At 67.0% G+C, this 10,655-nt stretch carries 13 protein-coding genes; 3 read left to right on the top strand and 10 right to left on the bottom strand.

All coding sequences use genetic code 11. The features are described from left to right. Nucleotide 1: 1 nt before the first annotated feature. From FHS28_RS08070 to FHS28_RS08030, 9 genes are all read right to left on the bottom strand, one after another. Nucleotides 2-751, bottom strand: a complete 750-nt coding sequence (locus tag FHS28_RS08070) for a glycosyltransferase family 2 protein (protein WP_088450181.1) — start codon at nt 749-751, stop codon at nt 2-4. After that, nucleotides 748-2,445, bottom strand: a complete 1,698-nt coding sequence (locus FHS28_RS08065; RefSeq protein WP_184294385.1) for an ApeI family dehydratase — start codon at nt 2,443-2,445, stop codon at nt 748-750. Before FHS28_RS08065 ends, FHS28_RS08070 begins: the two co-directional genes overlap by 4 nt. Further along, entirely contained in the window at nt 2,442-2,990 is a 549-nt protein-coding gene (locus tag FHS28_RS08060) for a COG4648 family protein (RefSeq protein WP_088450176.1), read from the bottom strand. Before FHS28_RS08060 ends, FHS28_RS08065 begins: the two co-directional genes overlap by 4 nt. Before the next feature lie 12 nt (nt 2,991-3,002). After that, nucleotides 3,003-3,296 carry an acyl carrier protein gene (locus FHS28_RS08055; protein ID WP_088450174.1) on the bottom strand — a complete coding sequence of 98 codons (294 nt, stop codon included), beginning with the start codon at nt 3,294-3,296 and terminating at the stop codon, nt 3,003-3,005. A 31-nt stretch (nt 3,297-3,327) separates the two neighbouring features. Beyond that, on the bottom strand, nt 3,328-3,594 hold the full coding sequence (locus FHS28_RS08050) for a phosphopantetheine-binding protein (RefSeq protein ID WP_088450172.1): 267 nt from the start codon (nt 3,592-3,594) through the stop codon (nt 3,328-3,330). Further along, on the bottom strand, nt 3,524-4,354 hold the full coding sequence (locus FHS28_RS08045) for a lysophospholipid acyltransferase family protein (RefSeq protein ID WP_310736760.1): 831 nt from the start codon (nt 4,352-4,354) through the stop codon (nt 3,524-3,526). The genes FHS28_RS08050 and FHS28_RS08045 overlap by 71 nt, the downstream gene beginning before the upstream one ends. Before the next feature lie 31 nt (nt 4,355-4,385). Continuing rightward, a complete protein-coding gene (locus FHS28_RS08040) occupies nt 4,386-5,177 on the bottom strand; it encodes a beta-ketoacyl synthase chain length factor (RefSeq protein ID WP_184294383.1) in 792 nt (263 codons plus the stop codon). A 253-nt stretch (nt 5,178-5,430) separates the two neighbouring features. Then, complete coding sequence (gene argF / locus FHS28_RS08035) at nt 5,431-6,396, bottom strand: ornithine carbamoyltransferase (RefSeq protein ID WP_088450166.1); 966 nt, start codon at nt 6,394-6,396, stop codon at nt 5,431-5,433. Further along, nucleotides 6,393-7,613: an aspartate aminotransferase family protein gene (locus FHS28_RS08030; protein ID WP_246409732.1), complete on the bottom strand. Its 1,221-nt coding sequence runs from the start codon at nt 7,611-7,613 to the stop codon at nt 6,393-6,395. The genes argF and FHS28_RS08030 overlap by 4 nt, the downstream gene beginning before the upstream one ends. 263 nt (nt 7,614-7,876) lie before the next feature. Here FHS28_RS08030 and FHS28_RS08025 point away from each other — a divergent pair, with 263 nt between their 5' ends. The 3 genes from FHS28_RS08025 to FHS28_RS08015 all read left to right on the top strand — a co-directional run bounded on the left by FHS28_RS08025 (nt 7,877) and on the right by FHS28_RS08015 (nt 10,186). After that, the gene (locus tag FHS28_RS08025; protein ID WP_088450164.1) at nt 7,877-8,224 is read left to right on the top strand and encodes a DUF3579 domain-containing protein; all 348 of its coding nucleotides are present in this window, start codon (nt 7,877-7,879) and stop codon (nt 8,222-8,224) included. 103 nt (nt 8,225-8,327) lie between these two features. Continuing rightward, complete coding sequence (locus tag FHS28_RS08020; protein WP_088450162.1) at nt 8,328-9,383, top strand: M14 family zinc carboxypeptidase; 1,056 nt, start codon at nt 8,328-8,330, stop codon at nt 9,381-9,383. Next, nucleotides 9,380-10,186, top strand: coding sequence for an alpha/beta fold hydrolase (locus FHS28_RS08015; RefSeq protein WP_088450160.1), 807 nt, complete (start codon nt 9,380-9,382; stop codon nt 10,184-10,186). The genes FHS28_RS08020 and FHS28_RS08015 overlap by 4 nt, the downstream gene beginning before the upstream one ends. Before the next feature lie 124 nt (nt 10,187-10,310). Here FHS28_RS08015 and rpsT read toward each other — a convergent pair whose 3' ends face one another. Continuing rightward, entirely contained in the window at nt 10,311-10,607 is a 297-nt protein-coding gene (gene rpsT, locus FHS28_RS08010) for a 30S ribosomal protein S20 (RefSeq protein WP_088450158.1), read from the bottom strand. Nucleotides 10,608-10,655: the final 48 nt, after the last annotated feature.

Below are 10,655 nucleotides of genomic sequence, written 5' to 3'. Positions count from 1 at the left end.
GTCATGCGGCCCACCGGCGCCACAGCAGGCGGGGGGCCCGCCACAGCATGCCGAAGAAGAGGCGGGTGTGCATCGCGGAGATCAGCACGTTGTCCCGCAGCACGCGGAAGTGCGAGACCCCGTCTTCGGGATACCGCACACGGGTCGGCTGGTTGATCACCGGCACACCGGCCCAGACCAGACGCACCGCGATCTCCACGTCGAAGTCCATGCGCCGGCCGACGCGGGTGCGCCGCAGCAGATCGACCACCTCCGCCAGTGGATAGATGCGGAAGCCACACATGGAGTCGCGCACCGCGAAGGAAAGGGTGTTGATCCAGACCCAGATGTGGGTGGCATAGCGGCCATAAAGCCGGCCTTTGGGCACGCTGGCGTCGTAGATCGGGCAGCCGCAGATGAAGTGGTCCGGATGCTGTTGCGCTTGCGCGAGGAAGGCCGGCACGTCGGTGGTGTCGTGCTGGCCGTCGGCGTCAATCTGCAGCGCATGGGTCCAGCCCAGGCCCAGCGCGTGGGTGAGGCCGGCCATGACTGCACCGCCCTTGCCCTGGTTCTGCGGCAGGCGCAGCAGCTCGATGCCGTCTTCAAGGGCCAGGCGGTCCAGCGCGGCGGCGCAAACCGGCTCGCTGCCGTCGTCCACCAGCAGTACCGGCAGTCCATGGGCACGAAGCGCCTGAGCCACCCGCACCACCGGCACGGCATGGTTGTAGACAGGGATCACCGCGCCGACAGTCAGGGAGGCAGACGCCGTCATGTCGAGGCCCCGGTGAAGAGGACCCGTCCGCTCGCATGCGGCCCGAGCGCGGACTGGAACTGGAAGTTGAGGCGATGCGCGCCTGGTGACTCCAGGGTGAGCATCAGCTGCGTGCCCGGCTCCACGATGCGCTGAAACTTGACGGCCTCCAGGCCGTCGAAGGTGTCGCCCAGCGGGAAATGCTCCCGGCCAAACAGGACGGCCCAGTCCAGCTGCGCCACGCCCGGCAGCACCGGATGCGCAGCGAAGTGGCCGTCGAATTGCGGCAGTGCCGGGTCCACCAGCAAGGTCAGCGTCACCGTGTTGCCGTCGCGGCGGATGTCCCGCACGGCCGGACGGCCTGGATCGAATTCATTCATCAGTTGTGCCTGGGTCGATTTGCCCTGCGCATTGCGCGGCAGCTCGGGCAGGAAACGCCAGCGGCGCGGCAGCACCACCCGTTCCACCACCCCGAGCAGCTGCTCGCGCAGCGTCTGCGCCAGGGCGCGGCGGCCCTGGGCATCGTGTCGGGCCCAGCCCGCCTCGGTGGGCACGGCCACCACGGCCAGCTGTTCGCGCGGCTCGTTCATCACCACCAGCCGCACGGCGGAGACCAGGCCCCCCTGCTGCAACCGGTCTTCCACCGCCTGCAGCGACACCCGCTTCTCCGCGATCTTGACGATGCGGTCGGCGCGTCCCTGCAGGAGAAAGCCGCCGTCCACCGCTTTGGCGCGGTCGGCCCCGGCGGTCCAGTCCAGGGTGGGCAGATGCGGAGAGCGGATCTCCAGTCGGTCCTCGTCCAGGCGCCAGGACACGCCGGGCAGGGCCTGCCAGAAGGCAGGGGCCTGGGGGTTGCGCTGTCGCCAGGCCACACCGCCGGTTTCGGTGCTGCCGAACACTTCGATCGGCGCGTGGCGAAAGACGCGCAGGGTGTCCGGCAGGGCGGCGTCGGGCAGCGGCGCTCCGGAGCTGAAGACCTGCAGCAGGCGGGAGGCGGACAGCGGCGGCTCGACCGGCAATCGGCCCAGATGGGTCGGACTGGCGATGAGGGCGGCGCCCCCGGCTTCCTCCGCGGGCAGCAGGTGAGGCAGGTCTTCCAGATAGACCAGCGTGCGTGCCTGCTGGGCCCGGCCTGTCGCCAGCGGCCACAGCACGCGGAACAGCAGGCCGTAGACATGCTGGGGCGACACGCTGGCCACCACGGTGCGCACCTGCGGTCGGCCGAAGGCCGTTTCCAGCGCGTTGATCTCGTCGAAGAGCTGGCGCAGGCGTTTGGCACAGGCCCCCGGGGCGCCGGTCGAGCCGGAGGTGAACACCACCAGGCCTTCGGCGTCGGCATCGAGCGGTCGGGTCGGGACAGGAGCCGGCACATCGGCGGGCTGCAGCCGGGAGACGCCTTCGACACCCGCCCCATCACCGGCCCAGCCGCCCACCTGCGGACGCAGGGCTGCCTGGGTCGCGGGGGTCAGGTCGCCGGGCAGCCACGCCTGCTTGCCGGCCTGCCAGCAGCCAAAAAGCGCCGCGGAGAAGGTGAGGCTGTCCGCAAAGAACAGCACGAAGCGCTGGGCCTCCTGCCGGGCGAAGGTGGCCTGCCAGCGGCGCGCCAGCAGGCGGAAGTCCTGCCAGGACACCGGCTCGCTGCCGCGCCAGCCGACGACGCCTGAAGCATCCGCCTCGGACATCAGCAGGGCACAAAGACGTTGGCTGGGGCTCATGAGGCGGCCATCCTGGCGCGCACGCGCCGGCGGACCAGCCACTCCCCGCCCATCAGCAGGCCCATCAGCCCATACGAGATGAGGCCGTTGTACAGGGCCCAGGTACGTTCACTGGTCCACAGCGCGGTCACCAGGGCCACGCCGCCGTTGAGCAGGAAAAAGCCGCACCAGATCTGCGTCACCCGTCGGGTGTAGGCAATGGCTTCAGGCGGAAGATGCGGGTCGGTGAGACGTGCCAGCCGTTCGACGATGCTGGGCCCGCGCATCAGGCTCACCGCGAAAACGGCCAGCATGGCGAGATTGACGAGGACCGGATACAGCTTGAGCGGCAGGCTGCGGTTGAGCAGCGCCGTGAGCACGGCGAGCAGCAACGCGCCCGCCACGATCCAGCGGGCCTGCACCTTGCCGCCGCTACCGCTGGCCATGCGTAGCAGGCCGAGCACCAGCAACAGCAGCGCCATGGTGCGGGGCTCGACGTGACCGAGGCTCGCGAAGACCAGCAGGGGATAAGCGGCCGTCAGGGCCAGCACGAGGGCCCAGCGCATGATGGACCCGGATCAGGACGCGGTCGCGCCCTCGAGCTTGTCGCTGGCCGCGGCGCCGGCCTCCGGCTGCATCAGGCCCTGCAGGGCGTTGATGACGTCCTGCAGCGTGCGCACCGCCTTGAAGGCTTCCGGCTGCAGGCGCTTGCCCACCAGCGGCTTGAGTCGAACGATGAGGTCCACCGCATCGATGCTGTCGATGTCCAGGTCCTCATACAGGCGCGCCTGCGGCGTGATGCGCTCGGCGTCGATGTCGAAGGTCTCGATCAGGATGGCGCGCAGGCGCTCGAAGATGTCTTGGTCGGTCATGGCCGGATCTCGTTGGGACGGCGGGCGTCGCTCAGGCAGCGACTTTTCGGTGGGCGGCGACGAACTCGGCCAGCGCATGGATGCTGGCGAAGTGACGACGGGTCTCGGCCGAGTCGGCGGCCATGCTCACGCCATACCGCTTCTGCAGGGCCAGGCCCAGTTCCAGCGCGTCAATCGAATCCAGACCGAGACCTTCCACGAACAGCGGCTGCTGTGCGTCGATGTCATCAGGACCGATGTCTTCCAGCTGGAGTGCCGAGATCAGCAGCTCCTTGATTTCCTTCTGCAGCGCTTGCATGGCTCCCCGAGATTGAGTTTTGATGTTTTGGGATGGGTGAAAAGTACCGGACCAGATGTTCCGTCAGGCGGCGTGCTGCCAGGGAGGCTTCACCGCCGGCCGCTTCCAGGAAGGCGGCGGTCGCCATGTCCGGCGCGACCTCCAGCCTGAAATGCAGGGGCTTCTCTGCCACACGCCACCAGGGCTGGCCCTTGTAGAGACCCAGGGGTTCGCAGTGGATGTGAACCGGGGTGATGTCGAGCCCGCCCCGCAACGCCAGTTGCGCGGCACCCCGTTGCATCGTGAGGGCTTGCCCGGGGCGCGAGCGCGTCCCTTCGGGAAAAATGATCAGGTTTCCGCCTGCCTTTACCGCTTCAATACAGCTGCGCAACAGGTCAGAGCCCGAATTGTTGCAGATATAACCGGTGGCCCGCACCGGTCCGCGGGTGCACGGATGGGTCGCAAGTGTTGACTTCACCACGCAGTTGGCATTTGGAACCAGTGCGATGAGGAAGACGGTGTCGATCAGCGTCGGATGGTTGGCCAGCACCAGCATGCCCTGGCGCTGCAGCCGCTCCAGGCCGTGCAGTTCATAGGTGATCAGGCCCAGCAGGCGCATCCAGCCGATGAACAGGCGGAAGAGGGTGCAGATGTAGCCGCGGGCCAGGTGGCCGCGGCGCTGCGGGGAGCGCACCAGCAGATTGAGCAGCGGAAAGACGATCAGACCCAGCAGCAGGCCCACCCCACCGAAAGTGGTGAAGGCGATGGCGGTGGCCAGCACGCGCCACAGCCGTCCGGGCCACGCCAGCAGCTCAGTCATGACGGGTCCAGTGCCAACCGGCTTGACGCAGGGATGGCAGGGCGCCGGTCAGCATGCGCAGGGCAGCGAGGTCGGGCGGCAGGGCGGCGTCGGGGCGCGCAAGCGGCGGCTCAGGCGGCTGCAGCTGGGCCGGCAGCTGCGTCTGATCCTGGTCCTGGTCGTGATTGTGATCGTGGCCGTTTTCGTGCAGCGACGTGGCTTCCAGACGCAGCGGACCGCCGGCTTCGATCAGCGCTGCCCATGCGCGCAAGGGCAGCGGGGCGGCCTCAAATGCCTGATACGGATCCGGCAGCGGGGCTTCCACGCTCACCACCAACACCTGCTGTGCTCCTTCGGCGAGCAGGCCCAGGGCTTCACAGACACCGGCCGCGGCGCTGCAGGGGCCCGCGGACAGGGCGGTGTAGTTCTCGGTGTCCCCGCGGGCGATGGAATACACGGCGCCCTGGGCGTTGTGCACCGAGAGGCTGAAGGCGGTGGGGGACAGGGGTTGCCCCTGCGTCAATTCACGCAGCAGCGAGACCGAGCGCGCAATCTCGCCCCAGCGGGAGGTGAACACCACAGGGCCGGTGCTGTGCGGACCTTGCGCCTGAAAAGCGGCTTGCAGCGCGGCGCGACCGACCGGGTCGATGCGGCGCCGCGTCATCGGCGGCAACTCCTGCAGCGGTGGCTGCGCGTCGCCGCACAGCGCGGCAAGGTCGGGGCGTTCACACCATGCCTGCCACTGCTCCTGGGTGGGCAGCCCCGGTGACCAGGCGGCCCAACGAGAAACACGGAAATGCGGCATGAGGAAGGAAACGAAATCAGCAGGCGGCAGTGTGCCGATTGCTGACGGCAAAGACCACTTGGGAAAGCACTTCCTGCGGGATTTGTGCCACATCCGTCGCACTAATAGGGACCGTTCCCTAGGCACGCCCCCCCAACGGGGGTGCATGAATACGTGGGGCGACTGACAAAAAACAAGGGGTCCGGTTGAACACCGGACCCCTGTGGGCGGACTGCATGTCTGGCCCGCAGGCCTCAGTCGCCGTGAAGCGACTTCACCCGCCGATCCGGCCGAGCAAGAGGTACTCCATCAGCGCCTTCTGGACATGCATGCGGTTCTCCGCTTCATCCCAGACCACCGACTGCGGCCCGTCGATCACCTCTGCCGCCACCTCTTCGCCGCGGTGGGCCGGCAGGCAGTGCATGAACAGCGCATCGGGCTTGGCCCGCGCCATCATGTCCGCATCAACGCACCAGTCGGCAAAGGCGGTGCGGCGGGTTTCGTTCTCCGCCTCGTAGCCCATGCTGGTCCAGACGTCGGTGGTCACCAGGTCCGCCCCCGCGCATGCCTGCCGCGGGTCCTTGAAGACCTTGTAGCAGTCGCGGTTCTGGATGCCGGCCACCGCCGGATCGATCTCATAACCGCTGGGGGTGCTCACGTGGACGGTGAAGCCCAGGATCTCCGCCGCCTGCAGCCAGGTGTTGGCCATGTTGTTGCCGTCACCCACCCACGCCACGACACGGCCCTTGAGGCAGTCCATGTCGATGGCGCCGCGTCGGTCCATGCCGCGCTGCTCGATAAAGGTGAACAGGTCGGCGAGGATCTGGCAGGGGTGGTACTCGTTGGTCAGGCCGTTGATGACCGGCACCCGCGAGTGCGCCGCAAAGCGCTCGATCTTGGTCTGCTCGAAGGTGCGGATCATCACCAGGTCGACCATGCGGCTGATGACGCGGGCGCTGTCCTCGATCGGCTCGGCACGGCCCAGCTGGCTGTCGCCGGTGGTGAGGTGCACCACCGAGCCACCCATCTGGTACATGCCGGCCTCGAAGCTCACCCGCGTGCGGGTGCTGGCCTTCTCGAAGATCATCGCCAGCGTGCGGTCGGTCAGCGGCTGGTACTTCTCGTAGTTCTTGAAGCGGCGCTTGATGATGGCCGCCCGGTCGAACAGATAGGCGTACTCTTCCGCGCGCAGATCCTTGAACTGCAGGTAGTGGCGCATCAGTCTGTCTCCCGGCTTCATGATGCGGGGGCTGCGAGGAAGCGCTTGATCAGCGGCACCAGACGGGCTGCGATCTCGGCCACTTCCTCGCGGGTGACGATCAGCGCCGGCAGCAGGCGCACCACCGAGTCAGCGGTGACGCTGATCAGCAGCTGCGCTTCTTCGGCTGCCTGGGCCAGCAGGGCGCCGCAGGGGCGGTCCAGCTGCACGCCGATCATCAGGCCGTACCCGCGCACTTCCACAAAGCCCGGCACGCCGGCCAGCCCCGCTTCAAGTGCCGCCTTGAGTTCCGCACCGCGCTGCGTGGCGTTCTCCAGCAGGCCGTCGGCTTCCATGATGGCCAGGGTTTCAGAGCCGGCACGCATCGCCAGCGGGTTGCCGCCGAAGGTGGTGCCGTGGTTGCCCGGGCCCAGCACCTTGGCCGCACGCGGACCGCAGACCACCGAGCCGATCGGAACACCCGAACCCAGGCCCTTGGCCAGCGGCATCACGTCCGGCTGAATGCCGGCCCACTGATGCGCGAACCACTTGCCGGTACGGCCGATGCCGCACTGCACTTCGTCCAGCATCAGCAGCAGATCGTGCTGGTCGCACAGGCGTCGCAGGTCCTTCAGGAACTGCATGTGCGCCGGGTTGATGCCGCCTTCGCCCTGGATGGTCTCCAGGAAGATGGCCGTGACATTCGGGTTCTGGGCAATGGCCGCTTCCAGCGCGGGCAGGTCGTTCAGCGGCACCCGCACGAAGCCGGGCACCAGCGGACCGAAACCGGCCTGCACCTTGGGATTGCCGGTGGCCGACAGCGTGGCCAGCGAGCGGCCGTGGAAGGCCTTCTCGAACACGATGATGGCCGGATTGGTGTTGCCCCGGTCGTGGCCGAACTTGCGCGCGATCTTGATCGCGGCCTCATTGGCTTCGAGCCCGGAGTTGCAGAAGAAGGCGTTGGTGAGGCCGGAGAGCTCGCAGAGCTTGGCCGCCAGTTGCTCCTGCAGCGGGACGTGGTAGTAGTTGCTGGTGTGAATCAGCTTGCCGACTTGGTCCCGAAGGGCCGCCACCAGCCGGGGGTGGTTGTGCCCCAGCGTGTTGACGGCGATGCCTGACAACGCGTCCAGGTATCGTCGGCCGGCCGTATCCCACACCTGGCAGCCTTCGCCGTGCGACAGGGCGATGGGCAGGCGGCCGTAGGTTTGCATGACGTGGGGTTCGGACGGGGCGGCGAACGTGGACTCCTGGGCGTTCATCAAGTCTCCAAAACAGGGTGGCAAAACGTTGGTTGGCATTGCGCGGAACCGGCATCGGGCCGGGAATCGCAATGAAAAAAGCTCCTCGGAAGGAGCGATTGATTCTACGGGCCGTGCTTTAAAAAAGTCCCGCCTGCGTCGTATCCCGCACGGCTCAGACGGGCGCAGAGAGCCCCTCATGTGCTGCGACGCAACACATCCGAGGCACAATACCGCTTTTGCCCGGCGCCCTGCGGCGCGGCATAGGAATCAACGAGTGACGCATGACTGAGCAGCCCAAGCCGCGAGAAGTGTTCATCCAGGGAATCACGACGGATGGCCGCACCTTTCGACCGAGCGACTGGGCTGAGCGTCTGGCCGGAGCCATGTCCTGCTTTCGCCCCGGTGGGGTGCGGACTGGGCGGGATGCGCACATTGGCTACTCCCCGTATTGCGTGCCGCGGGTCATCAATGGCGTGAAGTGCGTGATCGTCAGCGAAGCGCTGAAGTCGGTGGAGCCGATGGCCTGGGACTTCGTCATGAACTTCGCCCGTGACAACAAGCTGCAGGTGGTGGATGCCTGCCTGCTGCCGGACCCGCCGATGCCAGCACCCGGGGTGGCCCGCGGCTGATCGGCCACTGCCAAAGCGCCCCCCACGCCCCTCCATGGTCCGTCCGGGCCATCGCCTTTCCTGCTGTTTCCCCCTACCGTGCCGGGTTTCCTCCGAAATCCCCATGGCCGTGGTCCCCGCCGACGCGGCGGTCCGCACCGCCCCCGTACTCCCTGAACTGCATGAACTGCTCCGGCTCGTCGAACGAGGCGGCACGCTGCTGCATTGCCGTGAGCTGGCGCAGGTGTCGGCGGGCGGCGCACAGCTGCCGGTGCTGGCCATCACGCTGGGCAACCCCGATCCATCGGTGCCGGCGATGGCGGTCATCGGGGGAGTGCACGGACTGGAGCGGATCGGCGCGCAGGTGGCGCTGGCCTATCTCGGCAGCCTGGTGCGCCGCCTGCGCTGGGATGTGAGCCTGCACCAGCAGCTGGAATCGGTCCGTCTGGTCTTCCTGCCGCTGGTGAATCCCGGCGGCATCCTGCTGGGGCGACGGTCCAATCCGGCCGGCGTCGATCTGATGCGCAACGGCCCTCAGGACGCCGACCGCGCGGTGCCCTGGCTGGTGGGGGGACACCGGTTCGGCGCCTGGATGCCCTGGTACCGCGGGCCAGCGGGAGGGCCGCTTCAGCCGGAAAGCGAGGCCCTGTGCCGCCTGATGCGGGAAGAACTGCTGGGCCGCCCCTTTTCGCTCAGCATCGACTGCCACTCCGGCTTTGGCCTGCATGACCGCATCTGGTTCCCTTATGCGCGCAGCCGCCGTCCGATGAAACATCTGGCCGAGGTGCATGCGCTGTGCGAGGTGCTGGACCAGGGACTCTCGCCGCACCCCTATGTCCTGGAGCCGCAGAGCCGCCACTACCTGGCTCATGGCGATCTCTGGGACCATCTCTATGACGAATCCATCACCCTGGATCGGGGGATCTTCCTCCCTATGACGCTCGAAATGGGGTCATGGCTGTGGGTGAAGAAAAATCCGAGGCAGCTACTCTCCCGGCACGGAATGTTCAATCCGCTGATCGAACACAGACAGCAGCGGGTACTCCGGAGACATATGGCCTGGATGGACTTCATGATGCGCGCCACGCAGAGCGCGTCCCGGTGGCTGCCGGGCCCGGAAACGCGCTGGGACCATGGAGAGCAGGCCCTGATTCGATGGTATCGACGGAACCGGGCATGAGTGAAACGACCTGGATATTGCTGAGAGGATTGACGCGCGAAAGTGGCCACTGGGGCGACTTTCCTTCGCGTCTGCTGCGGGCCTTGCGCGCCCAGCAGCCGGAGGTGCGTCTGGAACTGCTGGACCTGCCGGGCAACGGCCGGCTCTGTGAGCAGGACAGTCCGACGCAGGTGTCCGACATGGTGGAGGCTTGCCGCCGCGAACTGCAGCGCCGCGGCGTGCAGATGCCGTGTCATGTGCTGGCGATGTCGCTCGGTGCGATGGTGGCGAGCGACTGGGCTTCGCGTTATCCGAAGGAGCTGGCGTCGGTGGTGCTGATCAACACCAGCCTGCGGCCCTTCAGTGCATTTTTTCGGCGTTTGCGGCCGGGCAATTACTGGTCGCTGCTGACGCTCAGCCTGTTCCGGTTGAGTCTGCGCCAGCGGGAGGCGAGGGTGCTGGCCATGACCACGCGGCTGCAGCGGCAGCCGGATCAGGTGCTGGACCATTGGGTGCAACTGCAGCGCAAGCATCCGGTGCGACGCCGCAATGCGCTGCGCCAATTGCTGGCCGCCGTACGCTACCGGGCGAGCTGGAACCGGCCGCATCCGCCGATGCTGCTGCTCTGCAGTCAGGGAGATGAGCTGGTGGACTGGCGCTGTTCACAGGCCATCAGTCGGGCCTGGGGCGCACCGCTGCGCCTGCATGCCCGTGCCGGGCATGATCTGCCACTGGATGATGGCGAATGGGTGGCGCGCAATGTGGTGGACTGGCTGCACGCACGCGAGGTGGTGGGCAGTGCACCGATGCCGCTGAGGGCTTGAGCCTTGAAGGCCTGAAGGCCTAGGAGGCCAACAACCTACGGGCCTACGGACGGGAAGATGCCAGCCGCCAATGAAAAAGCCCGCCGGAGCGGGCTTTTATTTGCACCAGAGCTGGAAATCTCTATCAGGCGGCCAGCGCCTTGATCTTGGCGGACAGGCGGCTCTTATGACGAGCTGCCTTGTTCTTGTGGAAGATGCCCTTGTCAGCCACGGAGTCGATCACGGGCTGGGCAATCTTGAAGAGGTCGGCGGCCTTGGCCTTGTCGCCAGTGACGATCGCCTTTTGCACGTTCTTGATGACCGTGCGGAACTTCGAACGCAGCGCCGTGTTGGCGGCGTTCAGCTTGACGTCTTGACGTGCGCGCTTACGGCCAGAGGCCAGACGCACGGTTTTCTTCTTGGCTTTGGAAGAGCTTGCCATTGTCTTGGGTGTCCAGATGGTGCAAAGACAGCGAGTATAGCAGTGCGC

It is taken from the genome of Roseateles terrae (assembly GCF_014192155.1).
Taxonomy (GTDB): domain Bacteria; phylum Pseudomonadota; class Gammaproteobacteria; order Burkholderiales; family Burkholderiaceae_C; genus Roseateles; species Roseateles terrae.
Note: the sequence above shows the minus strand (reverse complement) of the source record. Positions and strands in the feature narration are given on the sequence as shown.

Excerpts from the sequence above, each read along its gene's own strand:
- FHS28_RS08030 (WP_246409732.1), bottom strand. The coding sequence starts at position 7,613 with ATGAACGCCCAGGAGTCCACGTTCGCCGCCCCGTCCGAACCCCACGTC.
- FHS28_RS08050 (WP_088450172.1), bottom strand. The coding sequence starts at position 3,594 with ATGCAAGCGCTGCAGAAGGAAATCAAGGAGCTGCTGATCTCGGCACTC.
- FHS28_RS08040 (WP_184294383.1), bottom strand. The coding sequence starts at position 5,177 with ATGCCGCATTTCCGTGTTTCTCGTTGGGCCGCCTGGTCACCGGGGCTG.
- FHS28_RS08020 (WP_088450162.1), top strand. The coding sequence starts at position 8,328 with ATGGCCGTGGTCCCCGCCGACGCGGCGGTCCGCACCGCCCCCGTACTC.
- FHS28_RS08070 (WP_088450181.1), bottom strand. The coding sequence starts at position 751 with ATGACGGCGTCTGCCTCCCTGACTGTCGGCGCGGTGATCCCTGTCTAC.
- FHS28_RS08060 (WP_088450176.1), bottom strand. The coding sequence starts at position 2,990 with ATGCGCTGGGCCCTCGTGCTGGCCCTGACGGCCGCTTATCCCCTGCTG.
- argF (WP_088450166.1), bottom strand. The coding sequence starts at position 6,396 with ATGAAGCCGGGAGACAGACTGATGCGCCACTACCTGCAGTTCAAGGAT.
- FHS28_RS08015 (WP_088450160.1), top strand. The coding sequence starts at position 9,380 with ATGAGTGAAACGACCTGGATATTGCTGAGAGGATTGACGCGCGAAAGT.
- rpsT (WP_088450158.1), bottom strand. The coding sequence starts at position 10,607 with ATGGCAAGCTCTTCCAAAGCCAAGAAGAAAACCGTGCGTCTGGCCTCT.
- FHS28_RS08065 (WP_184294385.1), bottom strand. The coding sequence starts at position 2,445 with ATGAGCCCCAGCCAACGTCTTTGTGCCCTGCTGATGTCCGAGGCGGAT.
- FHS28_RS08055 (WP_088450174.1), bottom strand. The coding sequence starts at position 3,296 with ATGACCGACCAAGACATCTTCGAGCGCCTGCGCGCCATCCTGATCGAG.
- FHS28_RS08025 (WP_088450164.1), top strand. The coding sequence starts at position 7,877 with ATGACTGAGCAGCCCAAGCCGCGAGAAGTGTTCATCCAGGGAATCACG.